Raw genomic sequence first — 20,151 nt, 5'->3', positions numbered from 1 at the left:
CGCAGCCAGGCGGCGAAAGGGATCGACGGAACGTGGGCCACGGATAGGACGGCGCCACCATTCGCGGCGACGCCCCCTCGGGCGGCGGATTGCTCCGCATGCCGGCACCGCGCGTGCGTGCAAAGCGCGCGGCTGTCGGCAGGTCTTCGGACTTATGGGCGCGAAGGACGGAGCCTTCTCCTAACCGCCGCTTCCCGGATCGCTCCAGTGCATGTGGCGGGTTCGTTCCCGATTACCGCTGCGGGGCAGTGCCGGAATAGGCCTCGTAAGGCCGCACCGGCTTCCCTTTTCATCCGGCGATTGAACCAACCGCCGGAACCGACGACCACAACATATTGGGTCGCATGGACTCTGTCAACACGAATTATGGTGTCAGTGGGTTTCTGCGGCGATTTGGCGCAATGCCTGCTCGAACACTTCCACCGGCTGTCCGCCGGAGATCAGGTGCTTGCGATCGACGATGACCGCCGGCACGCCCTGGATGCCGTTGCCGGTCCAGAACCGTTCCGCTTCGCGCACCACGGCCGCGTATTCGTTCGAGGCGAGGATCGCCCGTGCCTGCGCACCCGGCAGGCTGACGCTTTCGGCGACGCCCGCCAACACTTCGTGGTCGGAGATGTTCTTGCCTTCGCTGAAATAGGCGCGGAACAACGCGCGTTCGAGTTCGGGCTGATGCCCCGCGGTTTCCGCCCAGCGCACCAGGCGGTGCGCGTCGAAGGTGTTGTAGATGCGGCTGCGTGCGCCCATGTCGAAGGTGAAGCCGAGCGCCGCGCCGCGCTGGCGGATGGCTTCCTGGCTTTCGGCGAATTGCGCGCGCGACATCCCGTACTTCTGTTGCAGGTGCTCGAAGATGTCCTGGCCTTCCGGGCCGAGTTGGGGATTGAGCTCGAACGGCTCGAAATGCAGTTCCGCCTGCACCACGCCATCGAGCCGCGCCAGCGCCTGCGACAGCGATGCCAGGCCGATTGCGCACCACGGGCAGACCACATCGGCGACGAAATCGATGCGGAGGGGAGTGGGGGCGTTGGTCATGGGGCTTGGCTCGCTGCGGATTTCCGCATCCTACGCCGACGCGGGAAGCCGTGTCGGAATCCCGGATCCGATTCGACCGCAAGAATCGGAGTTCGCGCCAACGAATCGATGACTAACCTCGTGTCCGGGTCATCGGACGGCTTCGATGATCTTGTCGAAACTGTCGTGAGGCCCCCCATGGACAACGAATTGCCGGAAACGAAGCGCAGCGAAAGCCTCAGCGACGGTGCCTTCGCGATCATCATCACCTTGCTGGTGCTGGAGATCCATCGTCCGGTCGCGGCACCCGGGACGTTGGGGCGCGAACTGGTCGCGGAATGGTCCTCGTACGTGGCGTATGTCGTTGCATTCCTCTACGTCGGGATCATCTGGCTCAACCACCATTACATGTTCGAACGGCTAGGCCGGATCGACCTGACGTTCAACTGGATCAATCTCGGCATCATCGCGACCGCGTCGTTGATCCCGTTTCCCACGGGTGTGCTTGCCGGCGCCTTCCGTGACGGAAACCTGGCGGACCAGAAAGCGGCCATCGTCCTGTATGCCGTGATTGCAGCGCTCATGTCCGTGGCATGGATCCCGGCGTTCTCGCATCTCGATCGGCATCCGGAGCTGGTGAAGCCGCATTTGCCGCCCGGCGTATTCGCCGCACAGGTACTCAGGCCAGGGATCGGCATCCTCCTGTACGGCATCGCCGCGTTGCTGGGCTGGTTCGTCCATCCCCTGCTGGCGGTCGGCATCTTCATCTGCGTCGTCGGCTACTACGCATGGACCAGCCAGGGCATCACCAGGAGCAAGTCGTGAAACTCGAAACGCGCGATTGGACCGACATCGAAGATGCGCTCGACGCCCGCGGGCATGCCGTATTGCACGGTGTGTTGACGGAAAGCCAGTGCGACGAACTCGCAGCACTCTATCCGCTGAAGACGGGCTATCGCTCGCGGGTAGTGATGGCACGCCATGGATTCGGGCGCGGCGAATACAAGTATTTCGCGTATCCGTTACCGCCATTGCTCGATCGGCTGCGCCATGCACTGTATCCGCGGCTCGCGCCGATCGCCAATCGCTGGAATCGCCAGTTGGGCATCGACACGAAATACCCGGATGACCTGGCGACATTCCTGCAACGCTGCCATCAGGCGGGCCAGAGGCGGCCCACACCGCTGATCCTTGAATATGGCGAAGGCGACTACAACTGCCTGCATCAGGATCTGTACGGCGAGCATGTCTTCCCGCTGCAAGTCGCCATCCTGCTGTCGGAACCGGGCCGGGATTTCAGCGGTGGCGAATTCGTGATGACGGAAGTATCCGGCAAGAGCCAGCGCGCCGATGTCGTTCCGCTGCGCCAGGGCGATGCCGTCGTGTTCACCGTCAACCAACGGCCGACGATGGGGCGGCGTGGATTCCGCAAGGCCGCCATGCGGCATGGCGTCAGCCGCATCCGCAGCGGTCGGCGACACACCGTTGGCTTGATCTTTCACGACGCGAGATGAGCGTGGCCCCCATGCGCCTGCCAATGACGCCAACCGAAGCGCGTTGCCTCATCGAATCCTGTTGCCAGGTGTTTGTCGATGCAGGTGCGGCGGAATGGGATGCCGCCGAAAACGGCGATGCCGAATTACATATGGAGTCGGGGGAAATCTTCCGGTTCGGCGGATCGGGCGTGACACGGCTGGAACGATCGACCAATGCATTTCACCCATCGACGAGGAATGAACCATGAAACTGTTTCTGAGCCACCTGGATTCACCGCTGGGCGAGATGCTGCTGGTGACGGACGCCGACCAGGTCGTGCGTGCGCTAGATTTTTCCGATCACGAGGCCCGTATGCAGCGCGGCTTGCGCGATCACTACGGTGCGGCCGAGTTGACGGAAATTCCGGCCCCCTCCGGAATTTCGGATGCGCTGTCCCGGTACTTCGATGGCGAACTGGATGCCGTGAACGCATTGAAGACGCGGACTTCGGGCTCGGAATTCCAGCGCCGGGTGTGGGAGGCATTGCGCCGGATTCCGGCAGGGACCACCACGACATACGGAAAGCTGGCCAAGGAGCTGGGTTGCGATGATCCGCGTGCCGCCATCGACGTGGGGGCAGCGAATGGCGCCAACCCGATCGCGATCATCGTGCCCTGCCATCGGGTCATCGCCAGTAATGGCGATTTGAAAGGCTATGCCTGGGGCCTGCATCGCAAGCGTTGGCTGCTGGAACACGAGAAGGCGATGACTTTCGCGGACGAACAGCCGCGTACCGCCACATTGCCGGGGTTCTGATGGATCGCCTGGACTGGACAAGCATCGCCACCCAACTCGACTCGGAAGGGTATGCACTGCTTCCCGGGTTGTTGGACGCGGGTCGTGCGCGCAACGTCGCCAGACGCATCACGACTGCAGGCGGCGACTTTTCCTCGCCGCTGGAGACATGGCACGCGGAGCTCCATCGCCGTCTGCCCGTCATCGCCAATCGCTGGAATGAAATCCTGGGCAGGGATGAGCGCTATTCGGTGGATCGGATGCGGGAACAGTGCCATCCGAGCCGGTTGGGTGAGGGAGATCACATTCCGCTGCATCAGCACGAGGGGGAACGCGTATTCCCGCTGCAGATCGTCACGCTGTTGTCCGAGCCCGGGCACGATTTCCAGGGTGGGGAGTTCGTGATGACAGAACGGCGCCCGCGAATGCAATCGCGCCCGATGGTATTGCCGCTGAAACTGGGTGATGCGGCCATCATCGCCACAGCCGAGCGCCCTTTCAAAGGTTCAGGTGGTTATTACCGTGTCAATCTCAAGCACGCCATCAGTCGAGTGCTTGGAGGTGAACGCATCGGCCTTGAGTTGTCATTCCACGATGCACTGTAGCCGATCAAATGCCTCCTCGGTGCCTCGCATCCGCTCTGCGCGGTCTTCGTGCCCATCGAGATAGGCGAGTTGTTCGCTATAGGCCATACGCGTGCCGCGCTTGGACGGGAAGAACTCGACCGTCACCAGCGATACCGACAGACGTTTTGAGCCGAAACGGATGTCGTAGGCGAAGACGATCCGCTGGCCCTCGACGATATCGAAGAAGAAACTGTCGACTCGCTCGACGTCGCCATTCGCCGCGGTAGCTTCGTAAATCTCGTGTCCATGCACGCGAAAATCCAGGCGATGCTCCCGAGTGTTGTCGGGGTGACAATTCGACCACTTCATCCGCGCATCGGGATCGGCCCAGGCCGCAAACACTTCATCGGGTGTGGCCGAGAACTCGCGTTCGATCACGAAGTCGGTATGCAGCGTCGGGATGGCGGTCATGGGCCTTGCCTCTTCGATTTCGCGGCGAGATGCAGTTCCAGTCGGTCGAATTGCGTATTCAGCATCTTCTTGTGACGTGCCAGCCATGCGTCCATCGCGCGAATCGCCTTTGGCTCGACCGCGTACATGCGCACGCGCCCGGTTTTCTCCGAGACCACGAATCCGCTTTGTTCCAGCACGGCGAGATGCTTGACTGCGGAAGGCAGGGCGATGCCGAGCGGTTCCGCCAGTTCCGATGCCGATGCGGTTCCGCGACCGAGGCGGTCGAGCATGCTGCGGCGATGACCATCCGACAGCGCGAAGAACATGCGATCGAGACGCTCCGATTGCGCGCTGGTCTGCATCTCAAACCTCGGCCGGATCGAAATAACGGCGCGACAATCCGGCACGGCCCGGATAGAACTTGAACCAGTCGCGGGACTGGTCGATGGTCGCAGCCACCGCAGGATGATCCATCAATCGTTCCAGGTACGCCGACAGATGGGCATGTTCCGGGGATAGCGGGACATAGGTGACGGCATAGAACAAGGCAGGCGCCGCCGAGCAATCGGCCATGCTGAAAGCGTCTCCAGCCATCCATGTGCGCCCGGCGAGGTGGCGTTCAAGGATCGCGTAGCTGCGCTCGAGCAGGTCGCGGGCCCGGGCAATGGCGTCGGGGTCGCGCTTGTCTTCCGGTTTCAGCAGGTTGGCGGTATGTACCTGCATCGGCGTCATCACGTATTGATCGAAGAAGCGATCCCATAGCCGCACGTCGAGCGCGGAATCGAAATCGTCGGGAATGAGTCGTGCACCCTGTTGCGCGTGATGGCGCTGCAGGTATTCGATGATGATGCTGGTCTCCGGGACCGTGTGGCCGCCATCCACGAGCAGTGGCATCTTGCCGATCGGCCAGAGGGCGTAATAGGCGCTGCGCTGGGTGGAGTCCGCAAGATCGAGCAGCTGCTTGCGGACGTCGATTCCGAGCGCATCGATCGCGATCGTGGCCTTCCAGCAATAGGACGAGAGCGGGTGGTAGTGCAGGACGAGCTCGGACATGGCGGCTTCAATACTTTCCGTATTGGGAAAGTATTATCTTGAGCCAGATGGATTGTCAAGCGTGGATGGGCTGGGCTTCAGCCATCGGGCCATCCGTGTCGCGGTCCCATTCCGGTTCTTCACCGAAACGCTCGACCAGGAAATCCAGGAACATCCGCACCGACAGCGGCATCTGCTTGCGCGAGAGATACACGCCGTGGATTCCCATTTCATCCAGCGTGTAATCCGGCAATACCGCGACCAATTCTCCGCTGCGTAACATCGGGGCGACCAGGTATGTCGGCAGGAAGCCGATGCCGGCGCCTTCGCGCACGGCCTGTGCGAGCAGTGTCGCGTCGTTGCCGCTGATCGGTCCCTTGACCGCCACGCTGGTCGCCTGCCCATCCTTGTAGAGCTGCCACAGGCTGCGGCCGACATAGTGGTGGCTCAGGCAGGCGTGTGCGGCGAGATCCTGCGGCTCGCGCGGTGTGCCGCGTCGCGCCAGATACCCGGGAGATGCGCAGATCACCGATCGGCACACGCTGATGCGTCGCGAGATCAGGCCCGGTTCAAGCGCGCGTGCAATGCGGATGGCGACATCGACACGCTCTTCCACCAGGTTCATGGCGCGATCGGCGAGCACCACGTCGATCGATATGCCGGGATAGCGATGCACGAAATCGACGACCGCCGATGCCAGGTGGCTCAAGCCGAACGATGTGCTGCAGGTGACGCGGATCTGCCCGTGCGGCATGCCGTCGCTGTCCAGCGAATGCTGCAATTCCTGGCCGATCGCAAGCATCCGTCGGCAATGTTCGAGTGCCTGTTCGCCGGCGGGCGTGAGGCTGATGCGGCGTGTCGTGCGGTGCAGGACGCGTGCGCCCAGCCATTCCTCGAGTGCGGAGAGATAGCGGGTCACCATGGCCCGGGACATGTCGAGGGCGTCCGCCGCGGAGGTCAGGCTGCCACGCTCGGCCACCTCCACGAACACCGTCATTGCAGTCATTCGATCCATTTGTTCGATCTGAGCAACAATTATTTGCAATATACGCGGTTTTTCGGACTGATTCGCTCAATTATCGTGTCGGCACAGAAGTTCCCGATATCGCCATGGAGATCGTCATGTCCCGTTCCTTGCTCACCATCGCCTGTTCCGCCGCGCTGGCTTTCGGCCTCACGGCTTGCGAGCGCAATTCCTCGGCGCCTGTTTCCGCATCCGCGCCACAGCCAGTCGCAGCCACCCTGCAGACGCAGGTCTACAACCCGGGCGCGCAAGGCATCTTCCCGGTGACATCCGTGCTGGTCACGGGCCCGCGTGATGCGGTGCTCGTCGATGCGCAGTTTTCCACGGCCGATGCCGCCAAGCTGGTCGACATGATCAAGGCTTCGAGCAAGTACCTGACCACGATCTACATCAGCCACGGCGATCCCGACTACTACTTCGGCCTGGAAACGTTGAAGGCGGCTTTCCCGGATGCCAGGATCGTCGCGACGCCGCAAACGGTCGCGCATATCGAGCAAACGCGCGCAGGCAAGCTCGCTTATTGGTCGAAGCCGCTAGGCGCAGGTGCGCCGAAGCAGACGATCGTGCCGGATGTGTTGCAGGGCGATCACATCGATCTGGATGGGCAGTCGTTGCAGATCATCGGACTGGATGGCGCGACGCCGGATCGCACGTTCGTCTGGATTCCGTCGACCCGCACGGCATTGGGTGGCATTCCGGTGATGGCTGGCGAGCATGTGTGGATGGCCGATACGCAGACGCCGCAATCGCACGCCGACTGGCTGGCGACCCTGGATCGCATCGCCGCATTGAAGCCGCAGGCCGTGATTCCGGGTCATTTCGCGCCCGGCGCCCCGCAGAATCTTGAGGCGGTGAAATTCACCGGGGATTACATTCGCGCCTATGACGAGGAAGCGGCAAAGGCGAAGAATTCCGCCGAACTCATCGCGGCGATGCAAAAGCGCTACCCCAACCTGGCCGGCGAACAATCCCTGCAAATGAGCGCGAAAGTCAGCAAGGGCGAAATGAAATGGCCGTGACGGTCGCGCGATGATCCGATCGTGGATGTCGGTGCGCCGGATGCCGCGATGATCGATCTTTACTTTGCGCCGTCTTCTTTTTGCGTGGTGCGGCGATGAATCCGAGGACCGGAAGGCGCTGCTGCTTCCGGTTCCGGTTTCGGAACCGGTATCGGCTCGATTGAAGGCGGTGCCGGGTCGGGATTCGTGCGCGCCCTGTGTTTGCGCGCGTCTTTCTCTTCCTGCTTGCGCTTTTTCTCCAGCTCGCGGAGGCGCTTTTCGAAGGGATAGTTGGGCTTGGCCAAAGCGGGGATCTCCGTCCGGTTACGAGCGATGACGCGATGGAGTGGGCCTGGCGGGCGCGGGGGACGAAGCTGTCGGGTCGATGTTGATCCGTTGCAGGGAACGGGTCGTGCCCAATACTTCGATCTTGCCGCCAGCGTTGCGGAAGGCTTCCAGGTCTTTCGCGATCATCTCGTGGGTCAGCGGAGTGCGATCGCTGGCCTTGCGCGTAGTGAACAAGACATCGGTCGTTCTGCCCGCAGGGGGTGTTTTATTGGTGCGAGGCATGGATGTCCTCATGCAAGTGCGGCGAGGAGGGTTTTGTCGTCACGTGCTGCCGTGCAAACGCTCCCGGAAGGGGGCGTCACTCTCGACAAAAAAAGATGGTGGTGCGTGGAAGGGCCAGACAGGCGACGATCGAATGTGTCGGGCTGGGCGTGGTAGACGCACGATGCGTGGGAACATCCTACGCGCATTTGCCCTGCCTTGCCGGGTTCCACTTCACCCCGCCCAAGTCTCCGTTCGTCCCAGCAACAGCATCGATGGCTTGCGGTGTGGCTACACTCGGTCGCGATGAACGCGACACCCCGCCCAGATTCGGCAGACATCCACATGAAGGATGAAGCGGCGTTCCTTCCAAGAACGTTGGCGGCGCTGTGGGCGGTGTTCTGGCTGCTGATGATCTGCGTGGCGCTTCAGGATGCGCTTCGCAATTCGGGCGTCCGTTGGTGGGAACCCGTCCTGTGGGAAGGGAGTTCCGCACTCGTCGCCACAGGGTGGATGCTGTTCGCGGTGCGGACGCGTGCGCGCCATGCGCGCTATCTCGATCGGCCGCTGCTTTGGTTCGGCACTTATCTGCTCTGGTTGCCGTTGATCATCCTCACCTGGCTGGCGGTGGTGTATCCGATCAGGCATGCGGTCTATGCCGCCGCGGGGCTCACCTATGCGCACCCGGGCTGGGGCCTGGTCGTGGCGTACGAGAGCGTCAAGCTGACGATTTTCACCGGCTTGTGGCTCGGCATCCTGTTCGGCATCGATTCCCATGGGCAATGGCAACTCCAGCGCCAGCGCCTGTTGCGGATGCACAAGGCGCTGGCCGAGGCGCAACTCGCGCAACTGCAGGGACAGTTGCGACCGCACTTCCTGTTCAATGCGCTCAATACCGTCTCCGCCCTGATGCATACCGACGTTGATCGGGCCGATCGCATGATCGCGACGCTTGGGGACCTGCTGCGGATCAGCCTGCGCACGAACGGCAACGAAATGACGCCGCTTGCCGAAGAACTCCGCACGCTCGCACTGTATGCGGACATCATGCGCGAGCGGTTCCGGGATCGCGTCACGGTCAGTTGGCACACGGACGCGGCGCTTGCGGAGATTCCTGTTCCGGCGTTGTTGCTGCAGCCCCTGCTTGAAAACGCGTTCAGGCACGGGGTCGAGCCCAACGTGGCAAGGGTGCATATCGAGATCCGCGCCCGGCGCGACAACGATGCGCTGGAAGTCGTCGTGCACAACACCGGATCCATGCTTGCGCCGGAACATCATGAGGGCATCGGGTTGCGCAATTGCCGCGAACGGCTGGGCATCATCTATGGCGATGCGGCATCGCTGTCGGTCCGCAACGAGGGCGATGGTGTTGCCGCATGCGTGCGGATACCGCTGTCGGAGACTGCCCGATGATTCGCGTCGTCATTGCCGACGATGAAGCCCCGGCGCGCGAGAAGCTCGAGCGCTGGCTGGCGGAGCAGCCAGACATGACGGTCGTCGCTTCGGTCGAGGATGGGTTGTCCGCGGCGCAGGACATCGAACGACTCCATCCGGATGTCGCCTTCCTCGATGTGCAAATGTCGGCGCTGTCCGGGCTCCAGGTGGCCGCGCAGCTTGAGCCGTCGAGTGCGCCGCTCATTGTCTTCGTCACCGCCTTCGACGCGCATGCAGTGAAGGCCTTCGACCTCAATGCCGTCGACTACCTGCTCAAGCCCTATGACCGCGAACGGTTCGCGAGCGCCGTGCAGCGCGTGCGCGAGCGCCTGCGTTCGCATGAGACCGGCGCGGCGGCGGTGGCGGTCGGACGTGCGCGATCGCCGGGTTGCGAGCGCTTGCTGGTGCCGGATCGCGAACGCCTTCAGCTGATCGAAACCGCATCCATCGAATGGCTGGAAGCCGACGGCAACTACGTCCATGTGCACACTGCCGGACGCGCCTATCTGTTGCGGCGGACGTTGCAGGACCTGTTGACCCAGCTCGGCGACCAGCGCTTCATGCGGATACACAGGTCGACAGCGGTCAATCTCGGCTCCATCGCATCCTTGGCCCCGCTCTTCAAGGGCGACTACGAAATCCATCTGCACAATGGCCGCGCGCTGCGGCTCAGCCGTCGCTTTCGCGAGGCCCTGTTCGCCCGCATGGGCCAGTAACGCCCGACTCGCCACGGCCTGGACTCCATCCGTCACAAACCTGCTGGCTGCCGACTCTTGTTGGGCCAGGCTTCCGGTCATTGCCGGAGCAGGAGACGGGAAGCATGCAGGTTGCCGACGAACGAAAGGAGCGCTACGACTTCCTGGACTGGTTGCGGGTCATCGCGATTTTCGTCCTGTTCTTTTTCCACACGGGAATGATCTTCGTCGGCTGGGGTTGGCATGTCGTCAACCAGCAGACCATTCCCTCCTTGCAATGGCCGATGGATATCGCGCATCGGCTGCGCATGCCGTTGCTGTTCGTCATCACCGGTGCGGGCATGTGGTTCGCATTGCAGCGGCGCAGTGTCGTGCGATTCCTCAAGGAGCGCACGGTCAAGCTGCTGCTGCCGTTGGTGGTCGGCATGTTCCTGGTGGTGCCACCGCAGATCTATTACGAGCGACTGCAGCGCGGACAGTGGAGCGGGGGTTATGCGGACTTCTACGCGACGCACGTGCTGCAGTTCATCCCGTATCCGACAGGTGATGTCAGCTGGCATCACCTGTGGTTCATCCTGTATCTCTATGTGTACGTCCTGTTGCTGCTGCCGGCGATGCTGTGGTGGAAGCGGGCCCGGCCGAACATCGCGCCGGGGGCGTGGCTATGCCTGCTCGGGCTTCCCCTCGGCATCAACGAGGCGCTGCTGAAATCCGTATTCCCGGAAACGCATAACTTCGTCAACGACTGGTACATCTTCAACCACTATCTGCTGCTGACGATCTACGGATATCTGCTGGCGTCCATGCCTGGCGTCTGGAAATGGATGGCCGGGTTCCGCCGCTGGTCCCTGCTCGCAGGGCTCGCGTCCATCGTCCTGTTGATCACGATGTTCAATACCGGCGTTGTCGCGCACGACTCGGTGGCCGATGCCGTCGGGGCCAATATCTTCACCTGGCTGTCGATGATGGCGTTCCTGGGCTACGGATATCGCTACCTGTCATTCGCGAATCCACTACTGGTCTGGGCGAGGGAAGCCAGCTACCCGTTCTACATCCTGCACCAGACGGTGATCGTCGCGATCGGGTACTACATCGTCCAGACCGCCTGGACGCCGTGGACGAAGTATTTCGTCGTCCTCGTGCTCAGCATGGGCGCGTGCCTGGTCCTCTACGAAGGATGCATACGGAGGTTCGCGGTATCGCGCCTGGTCTTCGGGATGAAGCTGCGATCCGCGCGTCCCCAACCCGTTGCGATCCCGATTGCGCAGGGAGCACGCGAGGACGTCCAGTAGATTCGCTCCGGGGCTGCAGGCATGATGGTGCGGTCCCACGAGGAGCGCGCGCATGCAGCTTGGAATGATCGGCCTTGGCCGGATGGGTTCGAACATGGTGCGTCGTCTCTTGGCAGGCGGACACCAGTGCGTCGCATACGACAGGTCTCCCGATGCGGTGCAAACGGTCGTCAAGGAAGGCGCGACGGGCGCCGCATCGTTGGGCGAATTCGTGCAGGCATTGGCAAAGCCGCGCGCCATCTGGCTGATGGTGCCGGCAGGCGTGGTCGACGAGACCATCGCCGACCTGCTGTCCCTTCTCGAGCCCGGTGACATCCTGATCGATGGCGGCAACTCCTATTACATCGACGACATCCGTCGCGCCAATGCATTGGCGGCGCAAGGCATCCACTATGTCGACGCCGGCACCAGCGGCGGGGTCTGGGGATTGGAGCGCGGTTATTGCCTGATGATCGGCGGCGAGGCGGACGTGGTGAAGCATCTCGATCCGATCTTCGCGACGCTGGCACCGGGGCGCGGCGATATCGCCCGCACTGCAGGCCGCGAGCATGTCGGCGGCACCGCCGAGGACGGGTATCTGCATTGCGGTCCCAGTGGCGCCGGACACTTCGTCAAGATGGTGCACAACGGCATCGAGTACGGCTTGATGGCGGCCTATGCGGAAGGCCTGGCGATTCTCAAGGGCGCCAATATCGGCAATTCGAGCGGGACGGTCGATGCCGAGACGACGCCGCTACGCGATCCCGAACACTATCGCTACGACCTGAACCTGGCCGACATCACCGAAGTCTGGCGCCGCGGGAGCGTCGTCACGTCCTGGCTGCTGGATCTCTCGGCGGCGGCGCTGATGAAGGATCCGGCGTTGTCGAATTTCGCCGGTCGGGTTTCGGATTCCGGGGAAGGGCGCTGGACGGTCAAGGCCGCCATTGATGAAGGCGTGCCCGCGCATGTCCTGTCATCGGCGCTCTACGAGCGTTTCAGTTCGCGTGGCAATGCGGATTTCGCGGACAAGCTGCTGTCGGCGATGCGCTACCAGTTTGGCGGACATGTCGAAAAGCCTGCGGGGTGATGACCGATCGGCATTCACCGATGCTTGCGCGATGCGGCGCGATGGTCGGTAGGCGCCGAGCCGAATTGCCGTTTGAATGCGCGACTGAAAGCGGGCTCGGAGTCGTAACCCGCGCGCTGTGCGATTTGCGAGATGCGCAACTTCGTGGAAGTCAGCATGTCCGCTGCCAGGTGCATGCGCCAGCGTGTCAGGTAACGCATCGGGGGTTCGCCCAGCGTTTCGACGAAACGCTGCGACAGGCCGGAGCGCGACTGGTTCAATTCGCTTGCCAATGTGGCGACGTTCCAGTCTTTCCCGGGTTGCGCATGCAGCAGTGCCAGCGCGCGACCGACCACGGCGTCATCCAGTGCCCGGGCGAGGCCGCCGGCTTGCGGCGATGCAGTCACCAGCCAGTGTCGCAGCGACCACACGAACAGCAGATCCACCAGTCGCGACAGCATCACCGAACTGCCCAGCCACGGCTGGTCGGCTTCCCGCCGGATCGCTGCCAACGTCACGGACAGCCATTCTTTCGGCGTATCCGGGAAGGCCGCAGGCGGCTCTGCCGCATTCGCGACATGCAGCAGTGCGGGCAGGGCATTCGCCAGCAATATTCCACCAGCGCCTTCGAAACGGAACTCGCAGGTGGTCACCTGCGGTCGCGCAATGTCATTGCCTGTGCATTCCAACCGATGCGAGCCGCCTTGCGGCAGAAGCACCAGGTCTCCGGGTTCAAGCACGATGCCACGACGTTCGCCCGCGATATGCAGGCGGCATGGTGCGTGTTCGACGAAATGAAAGCGCGGCGAGGCGTGCGGAAATTCCAGCAATTGACCGGCATGCAATGCACGGCTGGTGGTGTTGCCGCCGCGAATCCGCGCGGACTCGAAGATGTCGAAGAACACGTCGGCATCGTGCATCACCTGGACCTCTTCCCTGTTCTGGCGTTTCGGCATGGCAATCCGGTGTTTGGGTCAATCCGGCGTCATGAAGCGGTTGTACAGTTCCCGCCACGTCCCTTCAAGCAGGAGTGAGCGATGAGCAAGCCCGCAGTGGTTCTGGTCCATGGCTTCTGGGGCGGTGCCGCCCATTGGGCCAAGGCGATCGTCGAATTGAAGCGCCTGGGTTACAACGACCTGCACGCAGTGGAGAATCCGCTGACCTCGCTGGCCGATGACGTCGAGCGTACCCGCAAGATGGTCGCGCAGATCAACGGTCCCGTCGTATTGGTGGGTCATTCCTATGGTGGCGCGGTCATTACCGAGGCCGGCAACCTGCCGAACGTCGCCGCACTGGTCTACATCGCGGCATTCGCGCCCGATGCCGGCGAAAGCCCCGGCGGCATTACCCAGCAGCATCCGCCGGCGGCCGTTGCCAATATCGCCCCGGACAGTGATGGCTATCTGTGGGTCATCCCCGACAAGTTCCACGAAAGCTTCTGCCAGGACCTCACCGCCGACGAAGGACTGGTGATGGCGGTGACGCAAAAGGCGCCGCTGGGTTCCACCTTTGGCGACAACATCAGCGATCCGGCGTGGAAGCACAAGCCGTGCTGGTACCAGATCTCCAGCCAGGACCGGATGATCGCGCCGGAAAACCAGCAGCGGATGTCGGCGCGCATGAATCCGCGCAAGACCATCACCCTGGAGTCCAGCCATGCCTCGCTGGCATCGCACCCAGCGGAGATCGCGGCGTTGATCGACGAGGCGGCGAAAGCGACGGCCTGAGTCGCGGGGCTACGACGTGGCTCGATACCGCATCGCCACGTCGCAGCGCTCGTAACGGGCGCCGTACTGTTCCATGATCTGCGCATCGTGCACGAAGCCGAGTTTCTCGTAGAGATGGATGGCCGGCGCGCACTTCGAGTTCGTGAGCAGGTACAGGGGATCGGCCTTCAGTGATTCCGCGCGCTCGATGATGGCGGACAGCAGGAATTCGCCGGCCTTCTGGCCGCGCACCGATTCCCGCACGCCCATCTTCGTGAGTTCGTAGCTGGACGCGCCGGTCTTCTGCAGGGCGCAGGCGCCGACGATGCCCAGTGTTTCGTGTTCGACGAAGAGGATGACGCCGCCCGGCTCGATGATCTTCTTCCCCGGGTTTTCGAGCACTTCGCGATCGGTGTCCTCGAGCCGGAACATCGAGCTGATCCATTCGGCGTTGATGTCGTGGAAATGTGGCGCCAGCGCTTCGCTGTACTCGCGGATGGTCAGGGCATTGTTCATGGCGACAGGATAAAGCCACTGGAGAAACTGCGCTCGGCGCCGCTGACGGGATCGATGAAATCGAGGCGCCTGGCGAGCAATTGCAGGGGCGCCGAATAGTCGCCTGCTCCGCGATGGCGCAGTAACGGATATACGCCATCGTTGGCGATCGGCGCGCCCAGCGCCGCCATGTGCACGCGCAGCTGGTGCTTGCGCCCGGTGATGGGTGTCAATGCGTAGCGCCAGTGCCCGTCGCCGCGCTCGATGACCTCGATGCGGGTTTCGCTGTTCGCCGGGCCTTCGATCTCCTGCATGCGGAAGAACGGTTCGCCGGCGAGGATGCGGCTCTTGCGAATGCACGGAAACTCGATGCCGGGCAATGCCGGGGCGAGCGCCTCATAGCTCTTGTGGATGTGTCGTTCGCGGAACAACGCCTGGTAGCGTGCACGGCTGCGTGGACTGGTGGAGAACAGCACCAGTCCGGCGGTCTCGCGGTCGATCCGGTGCAGCGGCGCCAGGTCGTGGTTCCCAGTGCGGCGAATCAAGCGGCCGAGCAGGGTTTCATGGACATGCGGGCCGGCAGGCACGACCGGGAGGAAATGCGGCTTGTCCGCGACCAACAGGTCCGGGTCTTCATGCAGCACGACTTCATCGAACGGAATCGGCGCTTCGTCGGGAACTTCGCGGTAGTAATGGACCTCGAGCCCGACCCGATACGGCGTTTCCGGCGTCAGGCATCGTCCTTCGCCATCGATCACGCGTTCGCGGGCCATGCGTTCCAGCCATTGCGCGCGCGACACCGACGGAAAACGCTCGCACAGGCAATCGAGCACCGTTGACCACGCTCCGGGTGGCAACTGCAGCGTGCTTGCGGCGAGGCCGTCGATGGCGGGAGGGCGTTTGCGCATGGTAAAGAAGCGTGCCCGTGGCACAGGATGTGGTTTCGTGGTGGCGCTCTGTTGATTGCCACATACTTCGCGTGATGATAACGACCCCATATCGCGGACGGGCATTCGTCTACATATTGCCCTTGGCCGGTCCCGAAGACCTGCTGAAGGTCGGGCTTACGCATGATCCCCTGGCACGCTGGTCGGCATTCCATTCCCGCTGGTTCGAAGAGTTTGATATCGATCGTGCGATGTTGCTGGAGACGGAATCCCGCAAGGATGCACAGGCACTGGAAACACGCCTGAGGCGAGAGCTTGTCGAATTCAACTGCCCGGTACCCCTGGCGATACGCGTGCAGGCAGGCGGGCAGAGGGAGTGGCATCGCGGTGCTTATGAACTGGCCCGGCGGTTCGTTTTTGATCGGGAGCTGGAAGGATATTTCGTGCGGTCATCGGCGAGGGAGTTCCTGACCGAATCGATGCATGAAATGGCGGGGAGCACCAATGCCTTGTTGCATCAGGCGGTCAGTGATTTCCAGGCCGGGCAATTGAGTGCTTCCCAGATGGCTGCGCTTGGAAATCTCGTGGATGCCCATCGCGCATTTGGCAGCGACGCTTTCCACGAAGGCTTCGACGCCCTTCAAGCGGAATGGCGTTTGAGGGCATCTGGATGCCCGTAACCAAAGGGCCCACGAATGTGAGCCCTTGGTCGAACTGCGCGGCTAGTGATGCTTGGCTTTCTTGCCGCCGCCATCCTGCTTGTTGACGGTTGCCCAGGCGATTCGCTCGGCGGTCTCCTTGCTCTTTCCTGCGCGTTCCTCGCTATGTTCGATGTGCTTGGCCTGGCGTTTTTGTTTGTCGGTATAACTCGATTTGTCTCCGCGTGGCATGTCGGTTCCTCCTAGTGGATCTTTTCGATCGTGAAGCCGCCGACTTCGACTCCCAGGTTCACGCCTTCACCCTTGCCGGCCAGCGCCAGCGAAACATTGCCCTTGGTCAGCACCTGCAGGGAGCCGGACTTGGCAAGCCCTGCGTTGACTTCGGCCTTGGCATAGGTGCCCAGGACGTCATTGATGTTCTGGACATCGGTAAAACGCCCGGTGCCCTTGTCGATCTGCCATTTGCCGATGCTGGCGCCCAGCGCCTTGGCGGAAATCCTGACCGGCATCGATTTCTTGTTGGAGCAGTCGACGGTTCCGCTGCCGGTCGCGGACGAATACACCATGGACCAGCCATCGAGTCTGTAGTGCAGCTTGCAGTCGATTCCTTCGGCGCTTGCGAAGGATGGCGCGGCAATCGCCATCGCCAGAACGAGCAGTGATGATTTTATGATTTTCATGATGCGTCCTCCTTTGGGACGCATCGACGCTAGCCTGTGCGGAGTAATGTGCAGTGATATCCGTGTGACGAATTTGATAGTTGTCATCCGTTCAACAATTCAATTGTCGTGACACCAATAGAAACGGGACCTTTCGGTCCCGTTTTCTATTGCTCGAATTTCTCAACCCGTCACCCGCACTTGCTGTATCCGCAGTTCAGGCAGGTTGCGCAGCCATCCATGATCACGATGGCCTTGTTGTTGCACTTGTGGCACATGGTGGCGCTGGGCGGGAAGCTGGTGCCTTCGCCGGTGACGGCGATGTCTTCCTCGATCACGACGACCGGGCTGGCATCAGCGTTTTTTTTTGAGCCCTGCTCGTAGGCGCGACGCTTTTCGGCGATCAGCGCGCGCTGGTGCTCGTCCATGTCCGGGTCGTGCATCATGCCGATGGTCTTGAGGTGGTCCTCGACAATACTGCCGAGTTCGGCCACCAGCGACGGCATGTAGACGCCACCGGCCTTGTAGTAACCGCCCTTGGGATCGAACACCGCCTTCATCTCGTCGACCAGGAAGGTGACGTCGCCACCCTTGCGGAACACCGCCGACATGATGCGGGTCAGCGCGACGATCCACTGGAAGTGTTCCATCGACTTCGAGTTGATGAAGACCTCGAACGGACGACGCAGTTCGTGTTCGGTGCCGGCATTGAGCACGATGTCGTTGATGGTCACGTACATCGCGTGTTCCACCAGCGGCGATTTGATCTTGTAGGTGCTGCCGATCAGGATTTCCGGACGCTCGATCTTCTCGTGCATCTGGATCACGTCGGCCATCGGCAATTCCGCTTCGGCCTTCTCGCGGCTGATGCTGCCGCCGGACTGCGCGGGCGCGGCGTCGCGTGCCTTGTCTTCCGGCGTGACGACGTTGTAGCCCTTGATTTTCTGGTCGATCTTGACAGCCATGATTCAGAACTTCCCGTAGTAGCCTTCTTTCAGTGCATCGAACAGGTTGGCGGCGGTGTGGGTTTCGCCGTCGTATTCGATTTCCTCGTTGCCCTTCACCTCGATCATGCTGCCGTCTTCGAGTTCGAAGCGGTAGGTGGTGTTCTCGAGGTCCTTCTCCTTCACCAGCACGCCCTGGAAGGCGGCCGGGTTGAAGCGGAAGGTGGTGCAGCCCTTCAGCCCTTGCTGGTAGGCGTAGCGGTAGATGTCCTTGAAGTCCTCGTACGGATAATCCGTCGGGACGTTCGCGGTCTTGGAGATCGAGCTGTCCACCCACTTCTGCGCGGCGGCCTGCACGTCGACGTGTTCCTTCGGCGTGATGTCGTCGGCGGCGATGAAGTAGTCCGGCAGCGCGGCCTTGGGGTCGTCGGAGAACGGCATCGCGTCGGCGTTGATGCGTTCGCGGTAGGCCAGCAGTTCGAAGGAATAGACGTCGACCTTTTCCTTCGACTTCTTGCCTTCGCGGATCACGTTGCGGCTGTAGTGGTGGGCGAACGACGGTTCGATGCCGTTGCTGGCGTTGTTGGCCAGCGACAGGCTGATGGTGCCGGTCGGCGCGATCGAGCTGTGGTGGGTGAAGCGCGCGCCGACGTCGGCGAGTTCGTCGACGAGTTCGGGCGCGACTTCGGCGATGCGCTGCATGTAGCGCGAGTAACGCGCGTGCAGCACCTTGCCTTCGATTTCCTGGCCGATGCGCCAGCCGTCCTTCGCCATCTCCGGACGCTTGCGCAGCATCTCGGCGGTGACTTCGAAGCGCTCGTCCATGATCGGCGCCGGGCCTTTTTCCTTCGCCAGGTCCACCGCGACTTCCCAGCCGGCGATCGCCATTTCGCGGGCGATGCGTTCGGTGAATTCGCACGACTCCTTCGAGCCGTACTTCATCTTGAGCATGGTCACGGTGCTGCCAAGGCCGAGGAAGCCCATGCCGTGGCGGCGCTTGCGCATGATCTCGTCACGCTGCTTCTGCAAGGGCAGGCCGTTCACTTCCACCACGTTGTCGAGCATGCGGGTGAAGACGCGCACCACTTCCTTGTATTCGGCCCAGTCGAAGCTGGCTTCGTCGGTGAAGGGCTGGCGTACGAACTTGGTCAGGTTGACCGAGCCGAGCAGGCAGGCGCCGTAGGCCGGCAGCGGCTGTTCGCCGCAGGGATTGGTCGCGCGGATGTTCTCGCACCACCAGTTGTTGTTCATCTCGTTGACCTTGTCGATCAGGATGAAGCCCGGTTCGGCATAGTCATAGGTGGACGCCATGATCATGTCCCACAGATGGCGGGCACGGACCTGGCCGTAGACGCGGCAGGCGACCAGGCCGTCGTCGCGGGTGACATAGCCTTCGTGGTTCGGCCAGTCGCGCCACACCACCTGATTGGGGTCCTCGACGTTCACTTCGCCGAGTTCCTTGTGCGACAGCGGGAACACCAGCGGCCACTGGCCGTCGGCTTCGACCGCCTGCATGAAACCGTCGGTGATCAGCAACGAGAGGTTGAACTGGCGCAGGCGACCGTCTTCGCGCTTGGCGCGGATGAAGTCGCGGGCGTCGGGATGGCTGACGTCGAAGGTGCCCATCTGCGCGCCGCGGCGGCCACCGGCCGAGGACACGGTGAAGCACATCTTGTCGTAGATATCCATGAAGGACATCGGGCCCGAGGTGTAGGCACCGGCGCCGGCGACGAAGGCGCCCTTGGGACGCAGCGTCGAGAATTCGTAGCCGATCCCGCAACCGGCCTTCAGCGTCAGGCCGGCCTCGTGGACGCGCTCGAGGATGCCGTCCATCGAATCCGGGATGGTGCCGGAGACGGTGCAGTTGATGGTGCTGGTGGCGGGCTTGTGGGCCTGCGCGCCGGCATTGGACGTGATGCGGCCGGCCGGGATCGCGCCGCGGCGCAGCGCCCACAGGAAGCGGTCGGTCCAGAACGGACGCTGTTCGACATTCGGTTCGGCTTCCGCCAGGGCCTTGGCCACGCGCAGGTAGGTGGCGTCGATGTCGGCATCGATCGCTTCGCCCTGCTTGGTCTTCAACCTGTACTTCTTGTCCCAGATGTCGAGCGATGCCGGCTGCATCGGGATATCCCCTTCGGGGGCGGCGATGCGAACGGCTTCCAGGCGGGGCGCGGTGCTCATGCGGCGTGTGTCTCCTCAAGTCCAGTATGGACCCGACAGCGCCAGGCGTGGCGGCCGCGAGTCCTCTATATATATAGATGAGAACCCCAGATTTGGGTCTTCCATCTCCCCCGACCACAAGATGTTGTGGAACGGGTGGAAAAACTAAAGCCAGCCTGAAGGACTGTCAAGCGCGAAGAATGTTTCAATCGGAAGACCGGGATTTCCTCGTATTCATCATTTTTTGCGACGCAGCATCCGGCCGCCG

The 20,151-nt window shown here is 62.3% G+C and carries 25 protein-coding genes, 1 pseudogene and 1 riboswitch; of the genes and pseudogenes, 12 read left to right on the top strand and 14 right to left on the bottom strand.

Annotated elements, in window-relative coordinates; translation table 11 throughout:
* Positions 1–120 precede the first annotated feature (120 nt).
* Positions 121–338: riboswitch (cobalamin riboswitch) on the bottom strand.
* A 34-nt stretch (positions 339–372) separates the two neighbouring features.
* Positions 373–1,032 carry a DsbA family oxidoreductase gene (locus ABE093_RS05175; RefSeq protein WP_430759765.1) on the bottom strand — a complete coding sequence of 220 codons (660 nt, stop codon included), beginning with the start codon at positions 1,030–1,032 and terminating at the stop codon, positions 373–375.
* 177 nt (positions 1,033–1,209) lie between these two features.
* Here ABE093_RS05175 and ABE093_RS05170 point away from each other — a divergent pair, with 177 nt between their 5' ends.
* From ABE093_RS05170 to ABE093_RS05150, 5 genes are read left to right on the top strand one after another with little or no spacing between them, the layout of a single operon-like run.
* Positions 1,210–1,836, top strand: a complete 627-nt coding sequence (locus tag ABE093_RS05170) for a TMEM175 family protein (RefSeq protein ID WP_430759764.1) — start codon at positions 1,210–1,212, stop codon at positions 1,834–1,836.
* The gene (locus ABE093_RS05165) at positions 1,833–2,525 is read left to right on the top strand and encodes a 2OG-Fe(II) oxygenase (protein ID WP_430759763.1); all 693 of its coding nucleotides are present in this window, start codon (positions 1,833–1,835) and stop codon (positions 2,523–2,525) included. Before ABE093_RS05170 ends, ABE093_RS05165 begins: the two co-directional genes overlap by 4 nt.
* Before the next feature lie 11 nt (positions 2,526–2,536).
* Positions 2,537–2,755, top strand: coding sequence for a hypothetical protein (locus ABE093_RS05160; RefSeq protein WP_430759762.1), 219 nt, complete (start codon positions 2,537–2,539; stop codon positions 2,753–2,755).
* Positions 2,752–3,303, top strand: a complete 552-nt coding sequence (locus ABE093_RS05155) for a methylated-DNA--[protein]-cysteine S-methyltransferase (RefSeq protein WP_430759761.1) — start codon at positions 2,752–2,754, stop codon at positions 3,301–3,303. Before ABE093_RS05160 ends, ABE093_RS05155 begins: the two co-directional genes overlap by 4 nt.
* On the top strand, positions 3,303–3,887 hold the full coding sequence (locus ABE093_RS05150) for a 2OG-Fe(II) oxygenase (RefSeq protein ID WP_430759760.1): 585 nt from the start codon (positions 3,303–3,305) through the stop codon (positions 3,885–3,887). Before ABE093_RS05155 ends, ABE093_RS05150 begins: the two co-directional genes overlap by 1 nt.
* Here the strand turns inward: ABE093_RS05150 and ABE093_RS05145 are convergent.
* Genes ABE093_RS05145 through ABE093_RS05130 form a run of 4 tightly spaced genes read right to left on the bottom strand, consistent with a single transcriptional unit; the run spans position 3,867 to position 6,330 of the window.
* The gene (locus ABE093_RS05145; protein ID WP_430759759.1) at positions 3,867–4,319 is read right to left on the bottom strand and encodes an SRPBCC domain-containing protein; all 453 of its coding nucleotides are present in this window, start codon (positions 4,317–4,319) and stop codon (positions 3,867–3,869) included. The two genes, ABE093_RS05150 and ABE093_RS05145, sit on opposite strands and share 21 nt — an antisense overlap.
* Positions 4,316–4,663: an ArsR/SmtB family transcription factor gene (locus tag ABE093_RS05140; RefSeq protein WP_430759758.1), complete on the bottom strand. Its 348-nt coding sequence runs from the start codon at positions 4,661–4,663 to the stop codon at positions 4,316–4,318. Before ABE093_RS05140 ends, ABE093_RS05145 begins: the two co-directional genes overlap by 4 nt.
* A 1-nt stretch (position 4,664) precedes the next feature.
* Positions 4,665–5,354: a glutathione S-transferase family protein gene (locus tag ABE093_RS05135; protein WP_430759757.1), complete on the bottom strand. Its 690-nt coding sequence runs from the start codon at positions 5,352–5,354 to the stop codon at positions 4,665–4,667.
* A 55-nt stretch (positions 5,355–5,409) separates the two neighbouring features.
* Positions 5,410–6,330 (bottom strand): LysR family transcriptional regulator, encoded by a 921-nt coding sequence (locus ABE093_RS05130; RefSeq protein ID WP_430759756.1) that lies wholly within the window; start codon positions 6,328–6,330, stop codon positions 5,410–5,412.
* Positions 6,331–6,455: 125 nt separating this feature from the next.
* Here ABE093_RS05130 and ABE093_RS05125 point away from each other — a divergent pair, with 125 nt between their 5' ends.
* Positions 6,456–7,376, top strand: a complete 921-nt coding sequence (locus tag ABE093_RS05125; protein ID WP_430759755.1) for an MBL fold metallo-hydrolase — start codon at positions 6,456–6,458, stop codon at positions 7,374–7,376.
* A 59-nt stretch (positions 7,377–7,435) separates the two neighbouring features.
* Here ABE093_RS05125 and ABE093_RS05120 read toward each other — a convergent pair whose 3' ends face one another.
* The gene (locus ABE093_RS05120) at positions 7,436–7,660 is read right to left on the bottom strand and encodes a hypothetical protein (protein WP_430759754.1); all 225 of its coding nucleotides are present in this window, start codon (positions 7,658–7,660) and stop codon (positions 7,436–7,438) included.
* Between the two features lie 19 nt (positions 7,661–7,679).
* Positions 7,680–7,925 (bottom strand): hypothetical protein, encoded by a 246-nt coding sequence (locus tag ABE093_RS05115; protein ID WP_430759753.1) that lies wholly within the window; start codon positions 7,923–7,925, stop codon positions 7,680–7,682.
* 285 nt (positions 7,926–8,210) lie between these two features.
* Between ABE093_RS05115 and ABE093_RS05110 the strand changes: the two genes are divergently transcribed.
* The 4 genes from ABE093_RS05110 to gnd all read left to right on the top strand — a co-directional run bounded on the left by ABE093_RS05110 (position 8,211) and on the right by gnd (position 12,394).
* A complete protein-coding gene (locus tag ABE093_RS05110; RefSeq protein ID WP_430759752.1) occupies positions 8,211–9,317 on the top strand; it encodes a sensor histidine kinase in 1,107 nt (368 codons plus the stop codon).
* Complete coding sequence (locus ABE093_RS05105) at positions 9,314–10,054, top strand: LytR/AlgR family response regulator transcription factor (protein ID WP_430759751.1); 741 nt, start codon at positions 9,314–9,316, stop codon at positions 10,052–10,054. The genes ABE093_RS05110 and ABE093_RS05105 overlap by 4 nt, the downstream gene beginning before the upstream one ends.
* 104 nt (positions 10,055–10,158) lie before the next feature.
* Positions 10,159–11,325: an acyltransferase family protein gene (locus tag ABE093_RS05100; RefSeq protein ID WP_430759750.1), complete on the top strand. Its 1,167-nt coding sequence runs from the start codon at positions 10,159–10,161 to the stop codon at positions 11,323–11,325.
* A gap of 52 nt (positions 11,326–11,377) precedes the next feature.
* A complete protein-coding gene (gene gnd, locus ABE093_RS05095) occupies positions 11,378–12,394 on the top strand; it encodes a phosphogluconate dehydrogenase (NAD(+)-dependent, decarboxylating) (protein ID WP_430759749.1) in 1,017 nt (338 codons plus the stop codon).
* Positions 12,395–12,408: 14 nt separating this feature from the next.
* Here the strand turns inward: gnd and ABE093_RS05090 are convergent, their stop codons facing one another.
* Positions 12,409–13,329: an AraC family transcriptional regulator gene (locus tag ABE093_RS05090; protein ID WP_430759748.1), complete on the bottom strand. Its 921-nt coding sequence runs from the start codon at positions 13,327–13,329 to the stop codon at positions 12,409–12,411.
* A gap of 81 nt (positions 13,330–13,410) precedes the next feature.
* On the opposite strand from ABE093_RS05090, the gene ABE093_RS05085 reads away from it, so the two are divergent.
* Positions 13,411–14,100 (top strand): alpha/beta hydrolase, encoded by a 690-nt coding sequence (locus ABE093_RS05085; RefSeq protein ID WP_430759747.1) that lies wholly within the window; start codon positions 13,411–13,413, stop codon positions 14,098–14,100.
* 9 nt (positions 14,101–14,109) lie between these two features.
* Here ABE093_RS05085 and ABE093_RS05080 read toward each other — a convergent pair whose 3' ends face one another.
* Together ABE093_RS05080 and ABE093_RS05075 are read right to left on the bottom strand one after the other, a co-directional pair.
* A complete protein-coding gene (locus ABE093_RS05080; protein ID WP_430759746.1) occupies positions 14,110–14,595 on the bottom strand; it encodes a GNAT family N-acetyltransferase in 486 nt (161 codons plus the stop codon).
* Complete coding sequence (locus tag ABE093_RS05075) at positions 14,592–15,482, bottom strand: pseudouridine synthase (protein WP_430759745.1); 891 nt, start codon at positions 15,480–15,482, stop codon at positions 14,592–14,594. Before ABE093_RS05075 ends, ABE093_RS05080 begins: the two co-directional genes overlap by 4 nt.
* A gap of 74 nt (positions 15,483–15,556) precedes the next feature.
* On the opposite strand from ABE093_RS05075, the gene ABE093_RS05070 reads away from it, so the two are divergent.
* Positions 15,557–16,141, top strand: coding sequence for a GIY-YIG nuclease family protein (locus ABE093_RS05070; RefSeq protein ID WP_430759744.1), 585 nt, complete (start codon positions 15,557–15,559; stop codon positions 16,139–16,141).
* Between the two features lie 54 nt (positions 16,142–16,195).
* Here the strand turns inward: ABE093_RS05070 and ABE093_RS05065 are convergent.
* From ABE093_RS05065 to ABE093_RS05050, 4 genes and pseudogenes are all read right to left on the bottom strand, one after another.
* Positions 16,196–16,351 (bottom strand): annotated as a pseudogene (locus tag ABE093_RS05065) (HupB); the annotation flags it as partial.
* 11 nt (positions 16,352–16,362) lie between these two features.
* A complete protein-coding gene (locus ABE093_RS05060; RefSeq protein WP_430760091.1) occupies positions 16,363–16,794 on the bottom strand; it encodes a hypothetical protein in 432 nt (143 codons plus the stop codon).
* Between the two features lie 176 nt (positions 16,795–16,970).
* Positions 16,971–17,744, bottom strand: a complete 774-nt coding sequence (locus ABE093_RS05055; protein WP_430759743.1) for an NrdJb — start codon at positions 17,742–17,744, stop codon at positions 16,971–16,973.
* 3 nt (positions 17,745–17,747) lie between these two features.
* A complete protein-coding gene (locus ABE093_RS05050; protein WP_430759742.1) occupies positions 17,748–19,904 on the bottom strand; it encodes an adenosylcobalamin-dependent ribonucleoside-diphosphate reductase in 2,157 nt (718 codons plus the stop codon).
* Positions 19,905–20,151 lie beyond the last annotated feature (247 nt).

This window comes from Solilutibacter silvestris (assembly GCF_050574925.1).
GTDB lineage: Bacteria > Pseudomonadota > Gammaproteobacteria > Xanthomonadales > Xanthomonadaceae > Solilutibacter > Solilutibacter silvestris_A.
The sequence above is the reverse complement of the archived record's forward strand: the minus strand, read 5'-3'. Positions and strand labels throughout refer to the sequence as shown.